This window comes from Streptomyces sp. NPDC001732 (assembly GCF_053596315.1).
Map to the genome: position 1 here is coordinate 188,930 of NZ_JBSFFY010000002.1, position 25,498 is coordinate 214,427.

Annotated in this window: 20 protein-coding genes; 16 read left to right on the plus strand and 4 right to left on the minus strand. The window is 70.2% G+C overall.

Annotated features, from left to right (window positions below; genetic code table 11):
• Window positions 1-345 precede the first annotated feature (345 nt).
• Window positions 346-2,535, plus strand: coding sequence for a cell division protein PerM (locus ACWCXX_RS03600; RefSeq protein WP_451124364.1), 2,190 nt, complete (start codon window positions 346-348; stop codon window positions 2,533-2,535).
• A 65-nt stretch (window positions 2,536-2,600) separates the two neighbouring features.
• On the opposite strand, the gene ACWCXX_RS03605 is transcribed toward ACWCXX_RS03600, so the two are convergent.
• Entirely contained in the window at window positions 2,601-3,131 is a 531-nt protein-coding gene (locus ACWCXX_RS03605; RefSeq protein WP_451123890.1) for a GNAT family N-acetyltransferase, read from the minus strand.
• Window positions 3,132-3,227: 96 nt separating this feature from the next.
• Here ACWCXX_RS03605 and ACWCXX_RS03610 point away from each other — a divergent pair, with 96 nt between their 5' ends.
• Complete coding sequence (locus ACWCXX_RS03610; RefSeq protein ID WP_451123892.1) at window positions 3,228-4,514, plus strand: geranylgeranyl reductase family protein; 1,287 nt, start codon at window positions 3,228-3,230, stop codon at window positions 4,512-4,514.
• Window positions 4,515-4,546: 32 nt separating this feature from the next.
• On the opposite strand, the gene ACWCXX_RS03615 is transcribed toward ACWCXX_RS03610, so the two are convergent.
• The 3 genes from ACWCXX_RS03615 to ACWCXX_RS03625 form a co-directional block, all read right to left on the minus strand.
• A complete protein-coding gene (locus tag ACWCXX_RS03615) occupies window positions 4,547-5,761 on the minus strand; it encodes an MraY family glycosyltransferase (protein ID WP_451123894.1) in 1,215 nt (404 codons plus the stop codon).
• 161 nt (window positions 5,762-5,922) lie between these two features.
• The gene (locus ACWCXX_RS03620; RefSeq protein ID WP_451123896.1) at window positions 5,923-7,404 is read right to left on the minus strand and encodes an acyltransferase family protein; all 1,482 of its coding nucleotides are present in this window, start codon (window positions 7,402-7,404) and stop codon (window positions 5,923-5,925) included.
• Window positions 7,405-7,662: 258 nt separating this feature from the next.
• Window positions 7,663-8,481: a C40 family peptidase gene (locus ACWCXX_RS03625; protein WP_451123898.1), complete on the minus strand. Its 819-nt coding sequence runs from the start codon at window positions 8,479-8,481 to the stop codon at window positions 7,663-7,665.
• Window positions 8,482-9,287: 806 nt separating this feature from the next.
• Between ACWCXX_RS03625 and ACWCXX_RS03630 the strand changes: the two genes are divergently transcribed.
• The 14 genes from ACWCXX_RS03630 to nuoN are packed head-to-tail and all read left to right on the plus strand — an operon-like array spanning window position 9,288 to window position 25,417.
• Window positions 9,288-9,647: an NADH-quinone oxidoreductase subunit A gene (locus ACWCXX_RS03630; protein WP_003992243.1), complete on the plus strand. Its 360-nt coding sequence runs from the start codon at window positions 9,288-9,290 to the stop codon at window positions 9,645-9,647.
• Window positions 9,648-9,665: 18 nt separating this feature from the next.
• Window positions 9,666-10,220 (plus strand): NuoB/complex I 20 kDa subunit family protein, encoded by a 555-nt coding sequence (locus ACWCXX_RS03635; protein ID WP_451123900.1) that lies wholly within the window; start codon window positions 9,666-9,668, stop codon window positions 10,218-10,220.
• Window positions 10,217-10,942, plus strand: a complete 726-nt coding sequence (locus ACWCXX_RS03640) for an NADH-quinone oxidoreductase subunit C (protein WP_451123902.1) — start codon at window positions 10,217-10,219, stop codon at window positions 10,940-10,942. The genes ACWCXX_RS03635 and ACWCXX_RS03640 overlap by 4 nt, the downstream gene beginning before the upstream one ends.
• Window positions 10,942-12,303, plus strand: a complete 1,362-nt coding sequence (locus ACWCXX_RS03645) for an NADH-quinone oxidoreductase subunit D (RefSeq protein WP_451123904.1) — start codon at window positions 10,942-10,944, stop codon at window positions 12,301-12,303. Before ACWCXX_RS03640 ends, ACWCXX_RS03645 begins: the two co-directional genes overlap by 1 nt.
• Before the next feature lie 29 nt (window positions 12,304-12,332).
• Window positions 12,333-13,154, plus strand: a complete 822-nt coding sequence (gene nuoE / locus ACWCXX_RS03650) for an NADH-quinone oxidoreductase subunit NuoE (RefSeq protein ID WP_451124366.1) — start codon at window positions 12,333-12,335, stop codon at window positions 13,152-13,154.
• The gene (nuoF, locus tag ACWCXX_RS03655; RefSeq protein WP_451123906.1) at window positions 13,154-14,530 is read left to right on the plus strand and encodes an NADH-quinone oxidoreductase subunit NuoF; all 1,377 of its coding nucleotides are present in this window, start codon (window positions 13,154-13,156) and stop codon (window positions 14,528-14,530) included. Before nuoE ends, nuoF begins: the two co-directional genes overlap by 1 nt.
• A complete protein-coding gene (locus tag ACWCXX_RS03660; RefSeq protein ID WP_451123908.1) occupies window positions 14,527-17,058 on the plus strand; it encodes an NADH-quinone oxidoreductase subunit G in 2,532 nt (843 codons plus the stop codon). The genes nuoF and ACWCXX_RS03660 overlap by 4 nt, the downstream gene beginning before the upstream one ends.
• The gene (gene nuoH, locus ACWCXX_RS03665; RefSeq protein WP_451123910.1) at window positions 17,055-18,458 is read left to right on the plus strand and encodes an NADH-quinone oxidoreductase subunit NuoH; all 1,404 of its coding nucleotides are present in this window, start codon (window positions 17,055-17,057) and stop codon (window positions 18,456-18,458) included. Before ACWCXX_RS03660 ends, nuoH begins: the two co-directional genes overlap by 4 nt.
• A complete protein-coding gene (nuoI, locus tag ACWCXX_RS03670; protein ID WP_451123912.1) occupies window positions 18,451-19,095 on the plus strand; it encodes an NADH-quinone oxidoreductase subunit NuoI in 645 nt (214 codons plus the stop codon). The genes nuoH and nuoI overlap by 8 nt, the downstream gene beginning before the upstream one ends.
• On the plus strand, window positions 19,092-19,925 hold the full coding sequence (locus tag ACWCXX_RS03675) for an NADH-quinone oxidoreductase subunit J (RefSeq protein WP_451123914.1): 834 nt from the start codon (window positions 19,092-19,094) through the stop codon (window positions 19,923-19,925). Before nuoI ends, ACWCXX_RS03675 begins: the two co-directional genes overlap by 4 nt.
• Window positions 19,922-20,221 (plus strand): NADH-quinone oxidoreductase subunit NuoK, encoded by a 300-nt coding sequence (gene nuoK / locus ACWCXX_RS03680; RefSeq protein WP_018101339.1) that lies wholly within the window; start codon window positions 19,922-19,924, stop codon window positions 20,219-20,221. The genes ACWCXX_RS03675 and nuoK overlap by 4 nt, the downstream gene beginning before the upstream one ends.
• 14 nt (window positions 20,222-20,235) lie before the next feature.
• On the plus strand, window positions 20,236-22,179 hold the full coding sequence (gene nuoL, locus ACWCXX_RS03685) for an NADH-quinone oxidoreductase subunit L (protein WP_451123916.1): 1,944 nt from the start codon (window positions 20,236-20,238) through the stop codon (window positions 22,177-22,179).
• A 5-nt stretch (window positions 22,180-22,184) separates the two neighbouring features.
• Window positions 22,185-23,756, plus strand: coding sequence for an NADH-quinone oxidoreductase subunit M (locus ACWCXX_RS03690; protein WP_451123918.1), 1,572 nt, complete (start codon window positions 22,185-22,187; stop codon window positions 23,754-23,756).
• Complete coding sequence (nuoN, locus tag ACWCXX_RS03695) at window positions 23,753-25,417, plus strand: NADH-quinone oxidoreductase subunit NuoN (RefSeq protein ID WP_451123920.1); 1,665 nt, start codon at window positions 23,753-23,755, stop codon at window positions 25,415-25,417. Before ACWCXX_RS03690 ends, nuoN begins: the two co-directional genes overlap by 4 nt.
• Window positions 25,418-25,498 lie beyond the last annotated feature (81 nt).

Below are 25,498 nucleotides of genomic sequence, written 5' to 3' on the forward strand. Positions count from 1 at the left end.
TGCATGAAGTGCGGGCGCGAGCGTCCGGACACACCCCCGGCGGAGGCCACCGCGCCGACGAAGCCGGACGCGGCGCCCCCGCACGCGGCGCCACAGCCCCCGTCCGGGCCTCCGTCCGCTCCGCCGTCCCAGCCACCGGTGGCTCCGGCCCCGGCTCCGCCGATCCAGCCCCCGCCGCCCGGCATACCCGCGTCCGGGTACGTGCCGATGCCGTCGGCCCCGCCGGTGGCGACTCCTGCCGGGCCGTCGCCCGTCGGGGAGTTCTTCGGCCGCGTCTTCCGGGGCGGCTGGGCCGGTGCGGCGAAGGCGGCGGCCTGGCCCAGCGGGCTGTTGATCGCCCTGGCGGTGGCGCTCGCCATTCCCACGTACGGGCAGGACGACACGGTCGTCGTCGGGTGGACCGACCGGCTGCGGATCGCGCTGGCGATGCTGCTCCAGGCGTTCGGCGGCAACTTCGAACTGCGGGCCGTGGGCCCGGCCGGCCGCTACGAAGAGGACTACGGGAACGACTACGGAGGCGGCTACGACTCCGACGGCTACGGCATGGACGGGGACATGACGCAGGGCGCCGTGCTCTCCGTCGTTCCGCTGACCGTCACCGTGCTGTGGCTGGGGGCGCTGTTCCTGGCCGCCCGCGCGGCCCGCAAGCGGGGCGAGGGCATGGAGGCCGCGGTACGGATCAGCCTGGTGGCCTCGGCCGTCGTGCTGGTGCTCGGGCTGTTCTCCCAGCCCGACATCGCCGGGGTCTCGGTCTCGTCCGCGCCGCTGCTCGCCACCCTCGGGGCGCTGGTGCTGTCGCTGCCGGCCACCGCCGGGGCGCTGTACCGCGACGAGTCGGGCCGGTGGCGGGCGCAGAGCCCCGCCGTGCACGCCGCGGTCCGGGTGGCGGGGACGGCGGTACGGGCGCTCGGCATCGTGCTCCTGCTCTGCTCCCTGATCGGGTTCGTCTCCTACGCCAACATCGACGACGTGGACGGCGAGGCGATGCTGATCGCGTTGCCGCTGCTGCCGAACATCGGGCTCGCGGTGCTCGGCGTGAGCTGGGGGGCCCCGGTCGAGTACGACGTGCGGGGCCGAGTCGGGTACCTGGGCTCGGGGACGGAGCACGGTGGCTTCGGGCTCTCCGAGCTGGGCGACGAGGTCGGCGGCTGGGCGGTGGCCTGTGCGGTGGCGACCGGTGTGGTGTGCGCGCTCGTGGTGGGCATCACGGCCGCGCGGCGCTCGGCGGACCGGCGCGAACAGGCCGCCGCGGGAGCCCTGTTCCTCGCGATGTTCCTGGTGCTGTGCGGTATCGGCGGGGTGTCCACGGAACTGTCGGGCGGCTTCGCGGAGATGGGCGGGCAGGGCACGGCGGAGTTCGCGCCGAGCGTGCCGGACGCGCTGCTGTTCGGGCTGCTGTGGGTGGGCGGCGCGGTGTTCGTCGCGCCGTACCTGCTGCGCATGACGGGCCGGGGCACCCCGCCCGCCCCGACGCCCCCGGGCGTGCCCCCGGTGCACCCGGGCGCGGCCCCGTTCGTACCGGCACAACCGGGCACGGCCCCGGGAACCCCGGCCCAGCCCGCCCCGCTCCAGCCTCCGGCGGCCCACCCCGCACCGGCCCAGCCTCCGGCGGCCCAGGCTCCGGAGCACCCCGCCCCGGCGGCTCCGGAAGCTCAGGCCCCGGGCCAGAACCCGCCCCCGGCCCCGGGCCAGAACCCGCCCCCGGCCCCGCCCCAGGCGCCGGCCCAGACCCAGGCCCAGGCACCGGCCCCCGGCCCGTACGACGCGCAGACCGCGCAACTGTCCGCCCTGCCCGCACCCTCCGCCGGGTCCGGGACGCCTTCCGCCTCCAGGCCCGCCCCGGCGGCCGGTTCCCGCAGGCGCACCGCGCTCGTCTGGACCGGCACTCTCCTCGCGGCGCTGCTCGTGGGCGGCGGCGCCACCGCGGGCGTGCTGTTCCTGATGGACGATCAGAAGGACGGCCCGGCGGACGGGAACAAGCCCGCCGCGACGGCCGGACCTTCACAGGAAGGCACCCCGTCCACCGACCCGTCCTCCTCCGCCGGAGCCACCCCCTCCGCGTCCGGCTCCACCGCTCCCACCGTTCCCGAGGGGTTCCGGTACGTCTCCGACACGGCCGGGTTCTCCCTCGCCGTCCCGACGGCCTGGGACCAACGGACCGAGAAGGACGACCAGATCACCTACTCGGGCTCCACCGGGCGGGCCGAGCTCAAGATCGGTGTCATCCGCAACGCCTCGTACACCTCGTACGAGAACTTCCGGACGATGGAGGCGACCGCCGAGAAGAACCAGAAGAACTACCGGCGGATCCAGCTGTCGGCCAACACCTTCCAGGGACTCCCGGGCGCGATCTGGGAGTACACCTACGAGGACGGGCAGAGCGGCGAGACGATCCACGCGATCGACCAGAGCCACATCGCGGAGGACGGCACCGAGTACGCGGTCTTCACCTCCGAACGCGATACCGATTGGGAGCCGGCCCGGAAGATCTTCGACACCGCCCTGTCCACCTGGCTCCTCAACGACGTCGACTGACGGCCGCCGTCACCGCCGGCACCGCCGTCACGACCGTCGACGGTGCCGGCCTCGCCCCGACCCCGTCACGGAGCCGACGTGGGCACCGGCCGGAAGCAGTCCACCTGCCGCCCCGTCCGCGGATCGGTGAAGCTCTCCGCCCGTTCCATGCCCAGCCGCCGGGCCACGGCGATCGACCGTTCGTTGCCCGCGTCGATCGTCGCGACCACCCGTTCCACCCCGGCCGCGCGCAGCCGCTCCAGCGTGATGCGCGCGGCGGTGGTGGCGTAACCCCGGCCCCAGGCCGTCCTGGCCAGCCGCCAGCCGATCTCGGTCTCGCCCACCGGGCCGTACTCGGTCCGCGGCCAGGGCTGGGCGCCGGTGAAGCCGACCACCTCGCCGTCCTCGTCGAGCACCGTCCACAGGCAGTAGCCGAGCTCCGCGTCGAGCTTGCGCTGACGGGCGGTCCACTCCTCGTACAGGGAGAGTTCCTCCGACGCACCGCCGAAGAACTCCATCACCTCGGGGTCGTCGAAGGCGCGGTGCCAGGAGAGCGCGTCCTCGTCGGTCGGGACACGCAGCCGCACGGCGGGAGCGCCGGAATGCTCGGTCGACATCTGGGAGCCCTTCGGAAGTTGATCGGCGAACCCCCATAGACTGCATGGGACAGGTGCCGCGCGGCACGCGATTTCGAGTTTTCGGGAGATCCGACCGTGACCGAGCAGCCCCTCTCCGAGCACAGCGCGGATGTGATCGTCGTCGGGGCAGGCCCGGCCGGCTCCACGACCGCGTACTACCTCGCCAAGGCCGGACTGGACGTCCTGCTCCTGGAGAAGACGGCCTTCCCCCGCGAGAAGGTCTGCGGCGACGGTCTCACCCCGCGCGCCACCAAGCAGCTCGTCGCCATGGGCATCGACATCTCCGAAGAGGCCGGCTGGCTGCGCAACAAGGGCCTGCGGATCATCGGTGGCGGTGTCCGCCTCCAGCTGGACTGGCCGGACCTCGCGGCGTACCCGGACTACGGACTGGTCCGCAAGCGCGACGACTTCGACGAGCAGCTGGCCCGCCAGGCGCAGAAGGCCGGCGCGCGGCTGTACGAGCGCTGCAACGTCGGTGCCCCGATCATCGACGACCGCACCGGCCGCATCGTCGGGGTCAACGCCAAGCTCGGCGAGGAGAAGACCCCGGTCACCTTCCACGCCCCGCTCGTCGTCGCCGCCGACGGCAACTCCACCCGGCTGTCGCTCGCCATGGGCCTGCACCGCCGCGAGGACCGCCCGATGGGCGTCGCCGTGCGCACGTACTTCACCTCGCCCCGCCACGACGACGACTACCTGGAGTCCTGGCTGGAGCTGTGGGACCGCCGCGGCCCCCAGGACCGGCTGCTGCCCGGCTACGGCTGGATCTTCGGCATGGGCGACGGCACGTCCAACGTCGGCCTCGGCATCCTCAACTCCTCCTCCGCCTTCAAGGAGCTGGACTGGCGCGAGGTCCTCAAGGCGTGGTGCGCCTCGATGCCGGAGGACTGGGGCTACACCCCGGAGAACATGACGGGGCCGATCCGCGGCGCCGCCCTCCCGATGGCCTTCAACCGCCAGCCGCACTACACCAGGGGCCTGCTGCTCGTCGGCGACGCGGGCGGCATGGTCAACCCGTTCAACGGCGAAGGCATCGCGTACGCCATGGAGTCGGGCCAGATCGCCGCCGACGTCATCGTCCAGGCCCACGCCCGCGCGACCCCCGCACAGCGTGAACTGGCGCTGAACAACTACCCGAAGGTGCTCAAGGAGACCTACGGCGGCTACTACACGATGGGCCGCGCCTTCGTGAAGCTGATCGGCAACCCGAAGATCATGAAGATCGCCACCCAGCGCGGTCTGACGCACCCGCTGCTGATGAAGTTCACGCTGAAGATGCTCGCCAACCTCACCGACCCCACGGGCGGCGACGCGATGGACCGCATCATCAACGGCCTCTCCAAGGTGGCCCCGAAGGCCTGACCGGCCGCGCGGCCTCCCGCACGGGCGGGGCGTCAGCCGTTCCGGTGGCCGGCGCCCACGCGGACGGGCCGCTCGGGGGTTTCGGAGGTCTCCGGTGCCGGGGACCCGGTGCGCTTCCGGCGCCGGGTGAGGCCGGCTCCGTAGCGGGGCTGGAGCAGCAGGAGCAGGCCCACTCCGCAGACGAACGCGACGCCGTACAGGATCCAGGACTTGGCGCCGCGTGCCGAGAAGGCCACGATCCCGAACGAGAACAGCGCCGACCAGAAGTACATGAGCAGCACGGCCCGGCGGTGCGAGTGGCCGAGCTGGAGCAGCCGGTGGTGGAGGTGGCCCTTGTCGGCGGCGAAGGGCGACATTCCGTTCCAGGTGCGCCGGACGACGGCGAGCACGAGGTCCGCGACCGGCAGCGCGATGACGGACAGCGGCAGCAGCAGCGGGATGTAGACCGGAACCATCGCGGCCGAGCCGGAGGTGCCGTCGACCGACTGGTTGAGGAGGCTGGGGTCCACCTCGCCGGTTACGGAGACGGCGCATCCGGCGATGAGCAGTCCCAGCAGCATGGAGCCGGAGTCGCCCATGAAGATCCGGGCCGGGTGCGAGTTGTGGACCAGGAAGCCGAGGCACATGCCGGCCAGGATCGCGGAGAACAGCGTGGTGGAGGCCGCGGCCTCGATCCCGTAGCCGTACCAGAGCCGGTAGCCGTACAGGAAGAACGCCGTCGCCGCGATGCCCACCGTTCCGGCGGCCAGTCCGTCCAGGCCGTCGACGAAGTTGACCGCGTTGATGGTGACCACGATCAACGCCACGGTCAGCAGGGTGCCCTGGCCGTCGGAGAGGTAGATCCCGTCGGTGCCCGGCACCGGGAGCCAGAGGATGGTCAGGCCCTGGAACGCCATCACCCCGGCGGCGATCACCTGGCCGCCGAGCTTGATCAGCGAGTCGACGCCCCATTTGTCGTCGAGCACCCCCAGGAGCCAGATCAGGGCCGCCCCGGACAGCAGGGCCCGCGGCGTCGAGCTCTGGGTGAAGATCTCTTCGAGCTGGGGCAGGTGCGAGGCCGCGAGGTATCCGGCGAGCAGTCCGCCGAACATGGCCACACCGCCCAGGCGCGGAGTGGGTTCGCGGTGGACGTCGCGGGCCCGGATCTCCGGCATCGCCCCGATCGAGATGGCGAACTTCCGGACGGGGCCGGTCAGGAGAAGGGTCACCGCGGCCGTGATGAACAGCATGAGCAAGTAGTCCCGCACGGGCGGCCTCACATCCCGGCCCACGGGGGCCGATACCTGAACAGTTTCTTCCGGTTCTCCGGGGCTGCTGCTCAGGGCGGGACGGGGCCGGTGGTGATTCCGATCCGGCGGCACGGGTGACCCGGACCCTGTTCGAGGCCCCTCACTGCACCCCGGCGAGCCTAGCCCATACGGATTTCCGTGCGGTGCGGGGCGGTGGGGGCGGGGCGGGGGACTCGCGCGGCGGTGGGGGCAGGACGGGGGACTCGCGCGGCGGTGGGAGCAGGACGGGGGACTCGCGCGGCGGTGGGGGCAGGACGGGGGACTCGCGCGGCGACGGGCTCCGGGGCGTGCTTCTCCCGTGTCCTCCGTATCCCCTGTGGCTCCCGTGTCTCCCGTACGGCGAGCAGTCCCGCCAGCACCAGTGACACCCAGAGCACCGGGTTCAGCGGGTTTCCGGGGGAGACGAAACCCTGCGCGGCGAGTCCGAGGAGGCCGCCGGAGGAAAGCACGGCCGCGAGAACGACCTTGCCGAGACTCGTGTGCGACACCGCACCGGAACCGCGCCGGAATTCGAAACGGCCGAATGTTCCGGTGAAACACAGCAGGGAGATTCCCGCGATCGCGATCCACGCCGGAATCACCGCGAACCACATCGGGCTGCCGGGCGTCGGAGTCGCGAAACCGAATCCGATAACGGTGATTCCCACCGTCACCGCGAGCGCGGGCATGTGCCAGAGATACAGGGTCATGAATCGGGCCCCGCACCACCGCAGAAAGGCGGCGGCGAAAGGGAGTTCGGCGCATCGCGCCAGGGCCGGCCGGAACGTCAGCCAGAGCCCGACCTGGCCGATCGTCAGCGACAGCATCACCGCGGTCGGAGGGCTCATGTTGGAGACGGGAGCGCCGGGCATTCCGATCATGGACGCCGGGTAGGGCCCGAAGAACACGGCGGCCGCGGTGAGCCCGAAGCCGACGACGGCCAGGGCCGACGACGCCCACGCGCTCCGCACGCGCAGACCGCCGTCGGCGTAGTGGAAGCCGAGCTGGTGGGCCGCGGGCCAGACGAACAGGGCATTCAGGAAACCCGCCGCGGGGGCGACCTCGAAGCGCAGTACGTCGACGACCAGTGCGCAGACGGCGAGGACCCCGAGCACGCGCCACCCGTACCGGCGGTACCACCTGAACATCACCGGCGTGAGCGCCACCACGAGCACGTAGACGGCGAGGAACCAGAGCAGCTGCCCGGCCAGTTTGCCCGCCATCAGCACCGGCTGGCGGGGCACCCCCGCACCGATCAGCACATGGGGCAGCACCAGCCACACGGCGGCCAACGGCACGACCGGCACCAGGAGCCGCGCGATCCTGCTCCGGAGCCAGACGGGCACCGATTTCGCCGACCGGAACGAGAAGAAATTGGCGGCACCACCGGCGAAGAACACCATGGGCATGACCTGCGTCAGCCAGGTGACAATCCACCAGCCGGGGCTGGAGAAAGCATTCCCGGCGCTCATGTGCCCATTCTCGTAGGACAGGACCGGCATGAGCCAGTGCTGGGAAATGACGGCCAGCACGCACAGCGCTCTGACGATGTCTATGAACGGGTCGCGATCATGGCCGCGACTTCGGCTGGGAGTGGGCGAATGGGCGGGCGTCGGCTGCATGCAATTATCGTGCGGTCGGCGGTCGACGAGGTCAGTGACGCGGCCCCCCGAATTGCCCGGGGGGCCAGCACTGGGGCCGGGGGTGGGGCTGTCCCCACCGGCCGTCGGCCACTGTCCACCCCGCTGTCCGCCACCACCGGTTCACGGCGAAGGGCCGCCGCTCCCGAGCGGGGAGCGACGGCCCTTCGCCGTCTTCACACGCGCCTGCACGCGCTCACGCACGCTTGTGAATCAGAGAACTCGGAGAGCTCGAAGAACTCAGAGAACGCGGACCGCGCCCGACGGCGGGTCGTAGGAGAGCGGGCGCTGCACCACACCGGTGCTGGAGTTCTGCGCACCGACGAACTCGCCGCCGCCCACGTAGATCCCGACGTGGTACGCGCTGCCCGCGCCGCCCCAGTACAGGATGTCGCCGGGCTGGAGGTTGCTCAGGGAGACCTGGGTGCCGGCGGTGGACTGGGCCTGCGAGACGCGCGGCAGGTCGATGCTGACCGAACGGAACGCGGCCTGGACGAGGCCGGAGCAGTCCCACGAGGAGGGGCCGGTGCCGCCGGACACGTACGCGTCGCCGATCTGGGCCTTCGCGAAGGCGATGACGGCCGCGGCCGAACCGGTCGCGTTCGACGAGGAGGAGGGGGACGGGGACGACGTGGAACCGGAGCTCGCACTGAGCGTCGTGCGCTCGGCGGTGCGGGAGGCGCGCTCGGCGGCCTCCGCCTTGGCCTTGGCAGCCGCCTCGGCCTTCTTCTTGGCCTCCGCCTTGCGGACCGCCTCGGCCTTGGCCTTCTTGGCGGCCTTGGCCGCGGTGGCGGCTGCGGCGTCCTGCTGGGCCTGCGTCTGCAGGTCCTGGGCGACCTGCTGCGTGGCCTGGGCGGACGCGGCGACGGCGGGGGAGAGCCCGGAGGTGATGGTGGGCATCTCGATGGTCTGGGTCACCGGCTCGGCCTGGGCCGGACCGGCAGCGCCTGCGACCGCGATGGTGCTGAGGACGCCACCGGCAACTCCGGCCCGCAGCGCCGTCTTCGGGGCGTTTCGGCGGGGCTTCCGGTGGCTGGGTATGTGAGCGGTGTGGGACATGAGTACTAGCGCTATCAGGGCCTCGGGGCTCCCATCAAGAAACGTGTGTTGCGACACAGTTACGTCCGGAATCCCTGAATCCGCTTTCCGGTGCCCCCCATTGACGCCGTAACGGGCAAAACGGTCATGTGTGATCACGGCTGTGATCACGGGCTTTCGGCAATATGCCTGAATTGCCCGCCGCCTACCATCCGTTCGCACCGATGGCCAAGCCCGCTTTTGTCGGGGCCCCGATGGCGTGACGCAGGTCACATGCCCGTTGCGGCGACGCTCTCACATGCGTGACGAACCCTCAACGCGGCGTCAGGGGGCGGGCCATGTCCCGTTTACGGTGAAAATCACACATGTAGGCGTGTGTCCACTTCGCGCCTTCCGTCCCCTCGCCCGGGTGAGTCCGGTCGGTCCGGACGGAGTGCGGTGACCCCGGACCACCGGAGCGGGGTCGTAGATCATCCGGCTCCTTTATCACCTCGGGCCGTCCATCTCCAATTTGCTTGGTGGTGCCATCTCTTGATAGTGCGGCACCTGTTTGACCAGCGGTAACAGCATCAGATGTCACGTCTCGTGATCACTCGACCGCTTCACGTGTGAAGATCACCGCTCATCCGACTTCATGATCCTTCGTCAGGTGGTGGAGATCACAAAGACGTTGCTGTACCCCGTGTCGCAGATCACAGGACGGCGGGCATAGGATGCGGGGCAGTCGGGCTTGTGAACTGCCTCACATGTGCACGATCTTGCTGGGGTGGTGAGCCGGTCGCCCGATGCGGTCCAACGGTCAAGGACGACTGGAAGGAGCGAGGAGCGTGAATGCCTACGCGCCCATCCTCGTGCTCGGCGCCCTCGGGGCAGGGTTTGCGATCTTCTCCGTGGTCATGGCCACGCTTATCGGCCCCAAGCGGTACAACCGGGCGAAGCTCGAAGCGTACGAGTGCGGCATCGAGCCCACTCCGACGCCGGCCGGAGGCGGCCGCTTCCCCATCAAGTACTACCTGACGGCGATGCTCTTCATCGTCTTCGACATCGAGATCGTCTTCCTCTACCCCTGGGCGGTCACCTTCGACGCCCTGGGGATCTTCGGGCTCGTGGAGATGCTGCTCTTCGTGCTCACCGTCTTCGTCGCCTACGCGTACGTATGGCGTCGCGGCGGCCTGGAATGGGACTGAGGGGCTGAGGGGCACACCATGGGACTCGAAGAGAAGCTGCCCAGCGGCTTCGTGCTGACCACTGTCGAGCAGGCTGCGGGCTGGGTGCGGAAGTCCTCCGTCTTCCCCGCCACCTTCGGCCTCGCCTGCTGCGCCATCGAGATGATGACGACCGGAGCCGGGCGCTACGACCTGGCCCGTTTCGGGATGGAGGTCTTCCGCGGATCGCCGCGGCAGGCGGACCTGATGATCGTGGCAGGGCGGGTCAGCCAGAAGATGGCTCCCGTCCTGCGCCAGGTCTACGACCAGATGCCCAACCCCAAGTGGGTGATCTCCATGGGCGTTTGCGCATCGTCGGGCGGAATGTTCAACAATTACGCAGTTGTTCAGGGTGTTGATCACATCGTCCCGGTCGACATCTATTTGCCGGGCTGTCCGCCGCGGCCCGAGATGCTGATGGACGCGATCCTCAAGCTCCACCAGAAGATCCAGGGCTCCAAGCTCGGGGTCAACGCGCAGGAGGCCGCCCACGAGGCGGAGGAAGCGGCACTCAAGGCGCTGCCCCTGATCGACATGAAGGGGCTGCTGCGATGAGCGAGAGCCGGAACCACGACGAGCACAACGACAACGGCGTCCCCGTCCCGCGCGGCGAGGGCGGCGAGGTCATCGGCGTACGCAAGGGCATGTTCGGCGCCAACAACGGCGGCGACACCTCCGGCTACGGCGGCCTCGTCCGCACCGTGGCCCTGCCGGGCGCGGCCTCCCGGCCGTACGGCGGCTGGTTCGACGAGGTCGCGGACGAGCTCGAAGGGGCCCTGGAGGAGCAGGACCTGCTGCCCGCCAGCGCCATCGAGAAGACCGTCGTCGACCGCGGCGAGCTCACCTTCCACATCGCCCGCGAACACCTCGTCCAAGTCGCCCGCACCCTGCGCGACGACCCGGCGCTGCGCTTCGAGCTCTGCACGGGCGTCAGCGGCGTCCACTACCTCGGCGACAAGGGCCGGGAGCTGCACGCCGTCTACCACCTGCGCTCGATCACGCACACCCGGCTGATCCGGCTGGAGGTGTCGGCCCCGGACAGCGACCCGCACATCCCGTCCCTCGTCCCGGTCTATCCGACCAACGACTGGCACGAGCGCGAGACCTACGACTTCTTCGGGCTCGTCTTCGACGGGCACCCCGCCCTCACCCGGATCATGATGCCGGACGACTGGCAGGGCTTCCCGCAGCGCAAGGACTACCCGCTCGGCGGCATTCCCGTCGAGTACAAGGGCGCCCAGATCCCGGCTCCGGACCAGCGGAGGTCGTACTCCTGATGACTACTCCCCACCCCCACCCCACCTCGTCGGGGCCCTCCGGAACGCCCTTCTCGGACGCCCGCGACACCACCGAGGGGACCGTGTACACGGTCACCGGCGGCGACTGGGACGAGGTCGTCGAATCCGCGGCCAAGTCCGACGACGAGCGCATCATCGTCAACATGGGCCCCCAGCACCCGTCCACGCACGGGGTGCTGCGACTGATCCTGGAGATCGACGGCGAGACCGTCACCGAGGCCCGCTGCGGCATCGGCTACCTCCACACCGGCATCGAGAAGAACCTCGAATTCCGGAACTGGACCCAGGGCACCACCTTCGTCACGCGGATGGACTACCTGACGCCCTTCTTCAACGAGGCGGCGTACTGCCTGGGGGTCGAGAAGCTCCTCGGCATCGAGGACCAGATCCCCGACCGGGCCACCGTCCTGCGCGTGCTGCTGATGGAGCTCAACCGGATCTCCTCGCACCTGGTGTGCATCGCCACCGGCGGCATGGAGCTCGGCGCCACCACGATCATGATCTACGGCTTCCGCGATCGTGAACTCGTTCTCGACCTCTTCGAGCTGATCACCGGCCTCCGCATGAACCACGCGTTCATCCGGCCCGGCGGACTCGCCCAGGACCTGCCGCCCGGCGCGATCGACCAGCTGCGCGAGTTCGTGAAGACCATGAAGAAGAACCTGCCGGAGTACGACAAGCTCGCCACCGGCAACCCCATCTTCAAGGCCCGCATGCAGGACGTCGGCTACCTCGACCTGACCGGCTGCATGGCGCTCGGCGTCACCGGCCCGATGCTGCGCTCCGCCGGACTCCCGCACGACCTGCGCAAGACCGACCCCTACTGCGGGTACGAGAACTATGAGTTCGACGTCCCCACCGCCGACAGCTGCGACGCCTACGGCCGCTTCCTCATCCGCCTGGAGGAGATGCGCCAGTCGCTGCGGATCGTCGAGCAGTGCATCGACCGGCTCGCCCCCGGACCGGTGATGGTCGCCGACAAGAAGATCGCCTGGCCCGCGCAGCTCGCGCTCGGCCCGGACGGCCTGGGCAACTCGCTCGACCACATCAAGAAGATCATGGGCACCTCCATGGAGGCCCTGATCCACCACTTCAAGCTGGTGACCGAGGGCTTCCGGGTCCCGGCAGGGCAGGCGTACACCGCCGTCGAGTCCCCCAAGGGCGAACTCGGCGTGCACGTCGTCTCGGACGGCGGCACCCGCCCCTACCGGGTCCACTTCCGTGACCCGTCCTTCACCAACCTCCAGGCCATGGCGGCGATGTGCGAAGGCGGCCAGGTCGCCGACGTCATCGTCGCCGTCGCGTCCATCGACCCCGTGATGGGAGGCGTCGACCGGTGACCGAAGCACGTCAGGAAGTCAGTCTGGGGATGCCGCAGCTCCCCGCCCCCGCCTACCCGGCCGAGGTGCGCGCCAGGCTCGAAACGGACGCGAGGGAGGTGATCGCCCGCTACCCCGACAGCCGCTCCGCCCTGCTGCCCCTGCTGCACCTGGTGCAGTCGGAGGAGGGCTACGTCTCCCGCACCGGCATGGCGTTCTGCGCCGACATGCTCGGCCTCACCACCGCCGAGGTCACCGCGGTCGCCACCTTCTACACGATGTACCGGCGCAAGCCCAGTGGCGACTACCAGGTCGGTGTCTGCACCAACACCCTGTGCGCGGTGATGGGCGGCGACGCCATCTTCGACCGGCTCAAGGAGCACCTCGGCGTCGGCAACGACGAGACCACCGAGGACGGGAAGATTACCCTTGAACACATCGAGTGCAACGCGGCCTGCGACTTCGCCCCCGTGGTGATGGTCAACTGGGAGTTCTTCGACAACCAGACGCCGGAGAGCGCGACCCGCCTGGTCGACGACCTGATCGCCGGGCGCACCGTCGAACCCACTCGCGGCGCCCCGCTGTGCTCGTACAAGGAGACCGCCCGGATCCTGGCCGGCTTCCCCGACGAGCGCCCCGGTGCCGTCGAGGCGTCCGGCGGCGCGGGCCCCGCCTCGCTGATCGGCCTCCGGCTCGCCAAGGGCGAGGAGCCGCACCCGCGCGTCGTCGCCCCGCGCGGCGAGCGCCCCACCGGCCCCCAGCCCCACGACCCGTCGCCGTCCGAGCACCTCGGCTCGCACGACGCACCGCAGCAGACCTCGGCCTCCGACCCGGACCACCCGGCCGGCCCGACCGCCGAGGAGGGGGAGTGATGACATTGGCGACCGAGATCAACGACAACGGAAGCGGCCACGGGGACAGCCCCGAGAAACTGCTCGCCCCCGTCCTCTCCGCCTTCTGGGACGAGCCGGAATCCTGGACCCTGGAGACCTACCGGCGCCACGAGGGATACGAGGGACTGCGCAAGGCCCTCGCCATGGCACCGGACGACCTCATCGCCTACGTCAAGGACTCCGGCCTGCGCGGCCGCGGCGGTGCGGGCTTCCCCACCGGGATGAAGTGGCAGTTCATCCCGCAGGGCGACGGCAAACCCCACTATCTGGTTGTCAACGCCGACGAGTCGGAACCGGGCACCTGCAAGGACATCCCGCTCCTCTTCGCCAATCCGCACAGCCTCATCGAGGGCATCGTGATCGCCTGTTACGCGATCCGTTCGTCGCACGCGTTCATCTACTTGCGCGGTGAGGTCGTCCCCGTGCTGCGGCGGCTGCACGAGGCCGTACGAGAGGCGTACGAGGCGGGTTATCTGGGGACGAACATCCTGGGCTCGGGGCTCGATCTGGAACTCACGGTGCACGCCGGTGCCGGCGCGTACATCTGTGGTGAGGAAACCGCGCTGCTCGACTCTCTCGAAGGACGGCGTGGCCAGCCCCGGCTGCGCCCCCCCTTCCCCGCGGTCGCCGGTCTGTACGCCTGCCCCACAGTGGTGAACAACGTCGAATCCATCGCCTCGGTTCCCGCGATCCTGAACCGGGGCAAGGACTGGTTCAAATCGATGGGCAGCGAGAAGTCCCCCGGCTTCACGCTGTACTCGCTCAGCGGGCACGTCGCGAGCCCCGGCCAGTACGAGGCCCCGCTCGGCATCACGCTGCGCCAGCTGCTCGACATGAGCGGCGGCATGCGCCCCGGGCACCGGCTGAAGTTCTGGACCCCGGGCGGCTCGTCCACCCCGATGTTCACCGACGAACACCTCGACGTGCCGCTCGACTACGAGGGCGTCGGCGCCGCCGGCTCCATGCTCGGCACCAAGGCGCTCCAGTGCTTCGACGAGACCACCTGCGTCGTGCGCGCCGTCACCCGCTGGACCGAGTTCTACGCCCACGAGTCCTGCGGCAAGTGCACGCCCTGCCGCGAGGGCACCTACTGGCTCGTCCAGTTGCTCCGCGACATCGAGGCGGGCAAGGGACGGATGGCCGACCTCGACAAGCTGAACGACATCGCCGACAACATCAACGGCAAGTCCTTCTGCGCCCTCGGCGACGGCGCCGCCTCGCCGATCTTCTCCTCGCTGAAGTACTTCCGCGAGGAGTACGAGCAGCACATCACGGGCAAGGGCTGCCCCTTCGATCCCGCCAGGTCCACCGCGTGGGCCGACGACAAGAACGCTCACCAGGGGGTGAACGCATGACAGTCACCACGAGTGCGCCCTCCGGGGGCGGCGAGGCGGCCATCCCGCCCGAGGACCTGGTCACGCTGACCATCGACGGCATCGAGATCAGCGTGCCCAAGGGCACCCTGGTCATCCGGGCCGCCGAACTCCTCGGCATCGAGATCCCGCGCTTCTGCGACCACCCGCTCCTCGACCCGGCCGGCGCCTGCCGCCAGTGCATCGTCGAGGTCGAGGGCCAGCGCAAGCCGATGGCGTCCTGCACCATCACCTGCACCGACGGCATGGTGGTGAGGTCGCAGCTGACCTCGCCCGTCGCCGAGAAGGCGCAGAAGGGCGTGATGGAGCTGCTGCTCATCAACCACCCGCTGGACTGCCCGGTCTGCGACAAGGGCGGCGAGTGCCCGCTGCAGAACCAGGCGATGTCGCACGGCGACGCGGACTCCCGCTTCGAGGGGAAGAAGCGGACCTACGAGAAGCCCGTCCCGATCTCCACCCAGGTGCTGCTGGACCGCGAACGGTGCGTGCTCTGCGCGCGCTGCACCCGGTTCTCCAACCAGGTGGCGGGCGACCCGATGATCGAGCTGATCGAGCGCGGCGCGCTCCAGCAGGTCGGCACCGGCGAGGGCGACCCGTTCCAGTCGTACTTCTCCGGGAACACCATCCAGATCTGCCCGGTCGGGGCGCTGACCTCGGCGGCGTACCGGTTCCGTTCCCGGCCCTTCGACCTGGTGTCCTCGCCGTCGGTGTGCGAGCACTGCGCGGGCGGCTGCGCGACCCGCACCGACCACCGGCGCGGCAAGGTCATGCGGCGGCTCGCCGCCGACGACCCCGAGGTCAACGAGGAGTGGGTCTGCGACAAGGGCCGCTTCGCCTTCCGCTACGCCCAGCAGCGCGACCGGCTCACCACCCCGCTGGTGCGCAACGCGGACGGCGTCCTGGAACCGGCGAGCTGGCCCGAGGCCCTGGCCGCCGCCGCCACCGGACTGGCCGCCGCGCGCGGCCGGACGGGGGTGCTCACCGGCGGCCGGCTGACCGTCGAGGACGCCTACGCGTACGGCAAGTTCGCCCGGGTCGTGCTGGACACCAACGACGTCGACTTCCGGGCCCGCGCGCACAGCGGCGAGGAGGCCGAATTCCTGGCCGCCCGCGTCGCCGGACGCGGCCGGGACCTGGACGGCACGGGGGTCACGTACACCTCGCTGGAGAAGGCCCCGACGGTGCTGCTGGCCGGGTTCGAGTCGGAGGAGGAGGCGCCCGGCGTCTTCCTGCGGCTGCGCAAGGCGATGCGCAAGTACGGCCAGCGCACCTTCTCGATCGCCTCGCACGCCACCCGGGGCCTGGAGAAGGCGGGCGGCACGCTGCTCCCCGCCGCCCCCGGCACCGAGACCGAGTGGCTGGACGCGATCGCGGGCGGCGTCGGCCTCGACGGCGACGGAGCCGTGGCGGCCGAGGCGCTGCGCGACGAGGGCTCCCTGATCGTGGTCGGCGAACGGCTCGCCGCGGTACCGGGCGCCCTGACCGCCGCGGTACGGACCGCCACCGCGACCGGGGCCGCGCTGGTGTGGATCCCGCGCCGGGCCGGTGAGCGCGGTGCGGTGGAGGCGGGCGTGCTGCCCTCGCTGCTGCCCGGCGGCCGTCCGGCGACCGACCCGCGGGCCAGGGACGAGGTGGCGGCCGTCTGGGGCGTGGGCGAACTCCCGTCCCGCTTCGGCCGCGACACCGGCCAGATCGTGGAGGCCGCGGCCACCGGCGAACTGGGCGCGCTGCTCGTCGCCGGGGTCGAGCCGACGGACCTGCCGGACCCGGCGCGGGCCCTGGAGGCGCTCGACGAGGTCGGCTTCCTGGTCTCGCTGGAGCTGCGGCCCAGCGAGGTCACCGAGCGTGCCGACGTGGTCCTCCCGGTCGCCGCGGTGGCCGAGAAGCCCGGCACCTTCCTCAACTGGGAGGGCAGGGCGCGGATGTTCGAGGCGGCGCTGAAGCCCGAGCAGATGACTCGTCCTCTCGCGCCGACCGACGCCCGGGTGCTGCACATGCTGGCCGACGCCCTGGCCGGGGTCACGGACGCCGAAGGGCCCGCCCGCTTCGCGCTGCCGGACCTGAGGTCCGTACGCCGTGAGCTGGACCGGCTCGGCGGCTGGACCGGCGCGCACGCCGCCGACCCGAGCGAGACGGCGCACCCGCTGCCCAGGCCCGGCAGCGGCGAGGCGGTCCTCGCGGGCCACCGGATGCTGCTCGACCTGGGCCGGCTCCAGGAGGGCGACGAGGCGCTGGCCGGCACCCGGCACGCCGCCCTCGCCCGGCTCTCCGCCGCCACCGCGGCCGAGACGGGCATGAAGGACGGCGACCTGCTGGCCGTCACCGGCCCGACGGGCAGCATCGAACTCCCGCTGAAGATCACCGACATGCCGGACCGGGTGGTCTGGGTGCCGCTGAACTCCGTCGGGCGGGGCGTCCCGGCCGACACCGGTGCCCGGCCCGGCGGCCTGGTCCGGATCGGCCCCGCCGCACCGGGCGGCCACGACATCGCATCGGAGGTGGGGGCGTGACCGGCTTCGCTCAACTGGCCGCGGCGCCGCACAGTGCCGTACTCGCCGCCGAGGACCTGTCGATGTTCGGCACCGACCCCTGGTGGCTCATCGGCATCAAGGCGGTGTTCTGCTTCGCGTTCCTGATGGTGACGGTGCTCTTCTCCATCGTGTGGGAGCGCAAGGTCGTCGCCTGGATGCAGCTGCGCATCGGCCCCAACCGGAACGGGCCCTGGGGCCTGCTCCAGTCGCTGGCCGACGGCGTGAAGCTGATGCTGAAGGAAGACGTCGTCGTCAAGCGCGCCGACAAGGTCGTGTACGTGCTCGCGCCGATCGTCGCCGCCATCCCGGCGTTCATGGCGATCGCCGTGATCCCGTTCGGCCCGTCCGGCAACGAGGTCTCGATCTTCGGGCACCGTACGGCGATGCAGCTCACCGACCTGCCGATCGCGATGCTCTACGTCCTCGCGGTCGCCTCTGTCGGGATCTACGGCATCGTGCTGGCGGGCTGGTCGTCCGGATCGACGTACCCGCTCCTGGGCGGTCTGCGCTCCTGCGCGCAGATGATCAGCTACGAGATCGCGATGGGGGCCGCGTTCGCCTCGGTCTTCCTCTACTCCGGGTCGATGTCGACCTCGAAGATCGTGGAGGCGCAGCAGGACCGCTGGTTCATCCTGCTGCTGCCGGTCTCCTTCATCATCTACATCGTCACGATGGTCGGCGAGACCAACCGGGCCCCGTTCGACATGCCGGAGTCCGAGGGCGACCTGGTCGGCGGCTTCAACACCGAGTACTCGTCGATCAAGTTCGCAATGTTCATGCTCGCCGAGTACGTCAACATGGTCACCGTCTCCGCGGTCTCCACGACCCTGTTCCTGGGCGGCTGGCGGGCCCCGTGGCCGATCAGCACCTTCTGGGAGGGCGCGAACCACGGCTGGTGGCCGTTGCTCTGGTTCGTCATCAAGGTCCAGCTGCTGCTGTTCTTCTTCATCTGGCTGCGCGGCACGCTGCCCCGGGTCCGCTACGACCAGCTGATGAAGCTCGGCTGGAAGGTCCTGATCCCGGTCTCCGTGGTCTGGCTGATGATGGTCGCCACCGTGCGGGCGCTGAGCAACGAGGGCTACGACTTCTCCCGGATCGTGCTGTACGTGGCCGGGACCGTGCTCGCGATCCTGCTGCTCTCCTTCGTCGTCGACGTCTTCCGCGACAAGAAGGTCCGGGCGGAGACCGAGAAGGCGGGCCCGGAGCCGGAGTTCGACCCGATGGCGGGCGGATTCCCGGTGCCGCCACTGCCGGGGCAGACCCTGCCGCCGGTGCCGCGCCGCAGGCCGCGGGGCGAGCGGGAGCTCGTTGTCAGTGGCGGGTCGGATACTCAGAGTGACGAACACGCGAGTGACGGAAAGGAGGCGGACGGTGTCTGAGTCGTCAGAGTCCTCGGGGACCCCGGGATCCTCGGAGAAGTTCCAGAACCCCGTCGCCGGCTTCGGCGTGACCTTCAAGGCCATGTTCAAGAAGCGGCTGACCGAGCAGTACCCGGAGACGCCGAAGGTGACGGCGCCGCGCTTCCACGGCCGGCACCAGCTCAACCGCCACCCGGACGGCCTGGAGAAGTGCATCGGCTGCGAGCTGTGCGCCTGGGCCTGCCCGGCCGACGCGATCTACGTCGAGGGCGCGGACAACACCGACGAGGAGCGCTACTCCCCGGGTGAGCGCTACGGACGCGTCTACCAGATCAACTACGCGCGCTGCATTCTCTGCGGGCTGTGCATCGAGGCGTGCCCCACCCGGGCGCTGACGATGACCAATGAGTTCGAGCTCGCCAACACCACCCGCGAGAGCCTCATCTACACCAAGGACGAGCTCCTCGCGGGCCTGGAGGAGGGCATGGTCGACACCCCGCACGCGATCTACCCGGGGATGGACGAGCAGGACTACTACCGGGGCCTCGTCTCCGGCGCCGCCCCCGGCACGGAGCGTCAGACCGCGGTCTCCAAGGGCGAGAAGCCCTCGGACGACGCCCACGAGAACAACGGCTCGGCGCGGGGGGTGGGCGCATGACCGCCCTGGCCGCCGCGGCCTCGACCGGCGAGGCCGTCCAGTTCTGGGTGCTGGGCGTCGTCGCCGTCCTCGGGGCGCTGTCCACCGTACTGATGAAAAAAGCCGTGCACAGCGCGCTGAGCCTCGCCGGGACCATGATCGTCCTGGCGGTGTTCTATCTGGCCAACGGCGCTTACTTCCTGGGCATCGTCCAGATCGTCGTCTACACCGGCGCGATCATGATGCTGTTCCTCTTCGTGGTCATGCTCGTCGGCGTCACCGCGGCCGACTCCCTGAAGGAGACCCTCAAGGGGCAGCGCTGGCTGGCCGCGGGCTGCGGCCTCGGCTTCGGCGTCCTGCTGATCGCGGGCATCGGCCACGCCTCGCTGCACAGCTTCAACGGACTGGGCACCGCCAACACCGCGCACGGCGGGAACGTGGAGGGGCTGGCCAGCCTCATCTTCACCAGGTACGTCTTCGCCTTCGAGATCACCGGCGCCCTGCTGATCACGGCGACGGTCGGCGCGATGGTGCTCACCCACCGGGAGCGCACCGAGCGGGCCAGGACCCAGCGGGAGCGGTCCGAGGAGCGGGTGCGCGGCACGCAGCTGCCGCCGCTGCCCGCGCCCGGCGTGTACGCCCGGCACAACGCCGTGGACATCCCGGGGCTGCTCCCGGACGGCACCCCGTCCGATCTCACCGTCATGCGGACTCTGCGCGACCGCGGTCAGATCCGCGACGTGTCGCACGAGTCGCTGGACCGGCTCAAGGCACTGGAGCAGCGCTCCGGCGAGCGGCTCGGCCGCAACGGTGAATCCGACCGGGCCGACGAAGAGGAGGTCGCCAAGTGAATCCGGTCAACTACCTCTATCTCGCCGCCCTGTTGTTCACCATCGGCGCGGCCGGTGTGCTGATCCGGCGGAACGCGATCGTGGTGTTCATGTGTGTGGAGCTGATGCTCAACGCCTGCAACCTCGCGTTCGTGACCTTCTCCCGGATGCACGGCAATCTCGACGGCCAGATCATCGCCTTCTTCACGATGGTCGTCGCCGCGGCGGAGGTCGTGGTGGGGCTCGCGATCATCGTGTCGCTGTTCCGTTCCCGCCACTCGGCCTCGGTCGACGACGCCAGCCTGATGAAGCTGTAAGGGGACGTTGAATCGTGGAGAATCTGATTGCGCTGCTCGTCGCGGCGCCTCTGCTCGGAGCGGCGGTCCTGCTCTGCGGCGGCCGACGGCTGGACCGCGCCGGACACTGGCTCGGCACCCTGCTCGCCGCCGCGTCGTTCGTCATCGGTGTCGTGCTCTTCCTCGACCTGCTGGGGAGGGGCGCCGAGGACCGGACGCTGCACCAGAAGCTGTTCAGCTGGGTTCCGGTCGAGAGCTTCCAGGCCGACGTGGCCTTCCAGCTCGACCAGTTGTCGATGACGTTCGTGCTGCTGATCACCGGTGTGGGCACCCTGATCCACATCTACTCGATCGGCTACATGGAGCACGACGAGCGCCGTCGCCGCTTCTTCGGCTATCTGAACCTGTTCCTCGCGGCGATGCTGCTGCTGGTCCTGGCCGACAACTACCTGCTGCTGTACGCCGGGTGGGAGGGCGTCGGTCTGGCGTCGTACCTGCTGATCGGCTTCTGGCAGCACAAGCCCAGCGCGGCCACGGCCGCCAAGAAGGCGTTCCTGGTCAACCGCGTCGGCGACATGGGCCTGTCGATCGCGATCATGCTGATGTTCACCACCTTCGGCACGTTCGCCTTCGGGCCCGTCCTGGAGGCGACGGGCCGGGCGAGCGAGGGCAAGCTGACGGCGATCGGTCTGATGCTGCTGCTCGCGGCCTGCGGCAAGTCGGCCCAGGTGCCGCTGCAGTCCTGGCTCGGTGACGCGATGGAGGGCCCGACCCCGGTCTCGGCCCTCATCCACGCCGCGACCATGGTGACCGCGGGTGTGTACCTCATCGTCCGGTCCGGCGCGATCTTCAACGCCGCCCCGGATGCGCAGCTGGTCGTCGTGATCGTCGGAGCGGTCACGCTGCTCTTCGGTGCGATCGTCGGTTGTGCGAAGGACGACATCAAGAAGGCCCTCGCCGGGTCGACGATGTCGCAGATCGGCTACATGATCCTGGCTGCCGGGCTCGGCCCGATCGGCTACGTCTTCGCGATCATGCACCTGGTGACGCACGGCTTCTTCAAGGCCGGGCTCTTCCTCGGCGCCGGTTCGGTCATGCACGGCATGAACGACGAGGTCGACATGCGCAGGTACGGCGGACTGCGCAAGTACATGCCGGTCACCTTCATCACCTTCGGCCTCGGCTACCTGGCGATCATCGGCTTCCCCGGCCTGTCCGGCTTCTTCTCCAAGGACAAGATCATCGAGGCGGCCTTCGCCAAGGGCGGCACCGAGGGCTGGATCCTCGGCTCGGTGGCCCTGCTGGGCGCCGCGATCACCGCGTTCTACATGACGCGTGTGATGCTGCTGACGTTCTTCGGCGAGGAGCGGTGGCGGACGTCGACGCCGTCGCCCGCCGAGACGGACGTCGAGCCGGCGGCCGAGACCCGCGGTGAGCACGCCGAGCCCCACCCGCACGAGTCCCCGAAGTCGATGACCATCCCCATGATCGTCCTCGCGTTCGGGTCGGTCTTCGCGGGCGGCCTCTTCTCCATCGGCGACCGCTTCCTGAACTGGCTGGAGCCGGTCACCGGCCACAGCCACGGACACGCCCCGGTCAGCGCCACGACGATCACCGCCGCCACCATGGTGGTACTCGCCATCGGCGTCGCCATCGCCTGGGCGATGTACGGCCGCAAGCCCGTTCCGGTCGTCGCCCCGCGCGGCTCGCTGCTCACCCGGGCCGCCCGCCGCGACCTCCTCCAGGACGACTTCAACCACGTGGTCCTGGTCCGCGGCGGCGAGCACCTCACCCGCTCCCTGGTGTACGTCGACCACACCCTGGTCGACGGCGTCGTCAACGGCACGGCCGCCTCGATGGGCGGGCTCTCCGGCCGGCTGCGCAAGCTGCAGAACGGCTACGCCCGCTCCTACGCGGTCTCGATGTTCGGCGGTACGGCGATCGTCATCGCCGCGACCCTGCTGATGAGGGCGGTCTGATCACCATGTCCTTTCCCCTCCTGACAGCGACGGCGGCACTCCCGGCGATCGGTGCGGTCGCCACCGCCGCCGTCCCGGCCGCCAGGCGCACCGCCGCCAAATGGACGGCGCTGGTCTTCTCCCTGGCCACGCTCGTCCTGGCGGGCGTCGCGCTCGCCCGCTTCGAGCCCGGCGGCGACCGCTACCAGCTCACCGAATCGCACGCCTGGATCAAGGACTTCGGCGTCCGCTACGAGCTGGGCGTGGACGGCATCGGGGTGGCGCTCATGGCGCTCACCGCGCTGCTGATCCCCTTCGTCGTCCTGGCGGCCTGGCACGACGCCGACCCCCTGGAGACCAGCTCCTCGCGCTGGCGCCCGACGCAGGGCTTCTTCGCCCTGATCCTGATGGTCGAGGCGATGGTGATCCTCTCCTTCGAGGCCACCGACGTCTTCCTCTTCTACATCCTCTTCGAAGCCATGCTCATCCCGATGTACTTCCTCATCGGCGGCTTCGGGGACCGGGCACACAGCGGCAGCGACGAGAACGCGGCGGCCCAGCGCTCGTACGCCGCGGTCAAGTTCCTCCTCTACAACCTGGCCGGCGGCCTGATCATGCTGGCCGCCGTGATCGGGCTGTACGTGGTCGCGGGGACGTTCTCGCTCTCCGAGATCGCCGAGGCCCGCGCCAACGGCTCGCTGTCCATGGCGACCGGCACCGAACGCTGGCTGTTCCTCGGGTTCTTCTTCGCCTTCGCGGTGAAGGCCCCGCTGTGGCCGCTGCACACCTGGCTGCCCAACGCCATGGGCGAGGCGACCTCCCCGGTCGCCGTCCTGATCACCGCGGTCGTCGACAAGGTCGGCACCTTCGCGATGCTCCGCTTCTGCCTCCAGCTCTTCCCGGAGGCCAGCAAGTGGGCGACGCCGGTGATCGTCGTCCTGGCGCTGATCAGCATCGTGTACGGGGCGCTGCTCGCCGTCGGCCAGCGCGACATCAAGCGGCTGATCGCCTACGCGTCGATCTCGCACTTCGGCTTCATCATCCTGGGCATCTTCGCGATGACCAGCCAGGGCCAGTCCGGCGCCACGCTCTACATGGTCAACCACGGCATCTCGACCGCGGCGCTGATGCTGGTGGCGGGCTTCCTGATCACCCGGCGCGGCTCGCGGCTCATCGCCGACTACGGCGGGGTGCAGAAGGTGGCGCCCGTCCTGGCCGGCACCTTCCTGATCGGCGGTCTGGCCACCCTGTCGCTGCCCGGACTCGCCCCGTTCGTCAGCGAGTTCCTGGTCCTGGTCGGCGCGTTCAGCGTCTACCCGGCGGCGGGCATCGTCGCCACGACCGGCATCGTGCTCGCCGCGCTCTACGTCCTCGTCCTCTACCAGCGGACGATGACGGGCCCGGTGAAGGCCGAGGTCCAAGGCATGGCGGACCTCAAGGTCAGGGAACTGACGGTGGTCCTGCCGCTGATCGCACTGCTGCTCTTCCTGGGCGTCTACCCGAAGCCGCTGACCGAGATCGTCAACCCGGCGGTGCAGCACACCATGTCGGACGTCCAGAAGAAGGACCCCCAGCCTGAGGTGGAGGCCGCCAAGTGAGCGCAACAGCTGTCCACAGCTTGTGGACGACGGCGGGCGGGACGACAACGGCCGCCCCGGGCGAGAGGTTCCAGGCCCCGGTCATCGAGTACACCCAGCTGATGCCGGTCCTCATCGTGATCGGTGTGGCCGTCGTGGGCGTGCTCGTCGAGGCCTTCGTGCCGCGCCGGGCCCGCTACCACACCCAGGTCTTCCTGACGGTCGTCGCCCTGGCCGCCGCGTTCGCCGCGGTCGTCGGCCTGGCCGCCGGGGGATACGCCACGACGAAGGCGCACATCGCCGCGATGGGCGCCATCGCGATCGACGGGCCGACGCTGTTCCTGCAGGGCACCATCCTGCTGACGTCGCTGGTCGCCGTCTTCACCTTCGCCGAGCGCCGCCTCGACCCCGCCGCGCACGGCAACAGGGTGGACTCCTTCGCCGCCCAGGCCGCCTCGGTCCCCGGCAGCGACAGCGAGAAGGCCGCGGTCAAGGCCGGATTCACCACCACCGAGGTCTTCCCGCTGGTCCTGTTCTCGGTGGCCGGCATGCTGGTCTTCCCCGCGGCCAACGACCTGCTGACGCTCTTCGTGGCCCTGGAGGTCTTCTCCCTCCCGCTCTACCTCCTCTGCGCCGTCGCCCGCCGCAAGCGGCTGATGTCGCAGGAGGCCGCGGTGAAGTACTTCCTGCTCGGCGCGTTCTCCTCGGCGTTCTTCCTCTTCGGGATCGCCCTGCTGTACGGGTACGCGGGCTCCGTCTCGTACGGAGTCGTCGCGAGCGTCGTCGACGGCTCCGTCACCCGGGTCGACCCGGCGCTCGCCGCCACCATGGGCAACGACGCGCTGCTCCTGATCGGCGGCGCGATGGTCCTGACCGGTCTGCTCTTCAAGGTCGGCGCCGTCCCGTTCCACATGTGGACCCCGGACGTCTACCAGGGCGCCCCGACCCCGGTCACCGGCTTCATGGCCGCGGCCACCAAGGTCGCCGCGTTCGGTGCGCTGCTGCGCCTGCTGTACGTGGTGCTGCCGGGGCTCGTCTGGGACTGGCGCCCGGTGATGTGGGGCGTCGCGATCGTCACGATGCTGGGCGGTGCGATCGTCGCCATCACCCAGACCGACATCAAGCGGCTGCTCGCCTACTCCTCGATCGCCCACGCCGGTTTCATCCTCGCCGGTGTGATCGCGGCGACCCCGGCCGGCATCTCGTCGGTCCTCTTCTACCTGGGCGCGTACTCCTTCGTGACGGTCGGCGCGTTCGCCGTGGTCACCCTGGTGCGCGACGCGGGCGGGGAGGCGACGCACCTGTCGAAGTGGGCCGGGCTCGGCCGCCGCTCGCCACTGGTCGCCGCGGTCTTCGCGGTGTACCTGCTGGCCTTCGCGGGCATCCCGCTCACCTCCGGTTTCTCCGGAAAGTTCGCCGTCTTCAAGGCGGCGGCGGACGGCGGTGCGAGCGGTCTGGTCGTGGTCGGTGTGATCTCCTCGGCCATCGCCGCGTTCTTCTACATCCGGGTCATCGTGCTGATGTTCTTCAGCGAGCCGAAGGCGGAGGGCCCGACGGTCGCCGTCCCGTCCCCGCTGACGATGACCACGATCGCGGTCGGCGTCGCCGTCACCCTGGTGCTGGGCCTGGCCCCGCAGTACTTCCTGGACCTGGCGAGCCAGGCGGGAGTCTTCGTGCGGTAGCACCCCGCGCACAGCAGCGACGACGCCGGACGGGCCCTGGAAGTCAAGCCCGTCCGGCGTTGTCGTAGGCGGCGCCTATCG

Excerpts from the sequence above, each read along its gene's own strand:
- ACWCXX_RS03605 (WP_451123890.1), bottom strand. The coding sequence starts at position 3,131 with ATGTCGACCGAGCATTCCGGCGCTCCCGCCGTGCGGCTGCGTGTCCCG.
- ACWCXX_RS03620 (WP_451123896.1), bottom strand. The coding sequence starts at position 7,404 with ATGCAGCCGACGCCCGCCCATTCGCCCACTCCCAGCCGAAGTCGCGGC.
- ACWCXX_RS03625 (WP_451123898.1), bottom strand. The coding sequence starts at position 8,481 with ATGTCCCACACCGCTCACATACCCAGCCACCGGAAGCCCCGCCGAAAC.
- ACWCXX_RS03635 (WP_451123900.1), top strand. The coding sequence starts at position 9,666 with ATGGGACTCGAAGAGAAGCTGCCCAGCGGCTTCGTGCTGACCACTGTC.
- ACWCXX_RS03640 (WP_451123902.1), top strand. The coding sequence starts at position 10,217 with ATGAGCGAGAGCCGGAACCACGACGAGCACAACGACAACGGCGTCCCC.
- ACWCXX_RS03645 (WP_451123904.1), top strand. The coding sequence starts at position 10,942 with ATGACTACTCCCCACCCCCACCCCACCTCGTCGGGGCCCTCCGGAACG.
- nuoE (WP_451124366.1), top strand. The coding sequence starts at position 12,333 with ATGCCGCAGCTCCCCGCCCCCGCCTACCCGGCCGAGGTGCGCGCCAGG.
- nuoF (WP_451123906.1), top strand. The coding sequence starts at position 13,154 with ATGACATTGGCGACCGAGATCAACGACAACGGAAGCGGCCACGGGGAC.
- ACWCXX_RS03660 (WP_451123908.1), top strand. The coding sequence starts at position 14,527 with ATGACAGTCACCACGAGTGCGCCCTCCGGGGGCGGCGAGGCGGCCATC.
- ACWCXX_RS03675 (WP_451123914.1), top strand. The coding sequence starts at position 19,092 with ATGACCGCCCTGGCCGCCGCGGCCTCGACCGGCGAGGCCGTCCAGTTC.
- ACWCXX_RS03690 (WP_451123918.1), top strand. The coding sequence starts at position 22,185 with ATGTCCTTTCCCCTCCTGACAGCGACGGCGGCACTCCCGGCGATCGGT.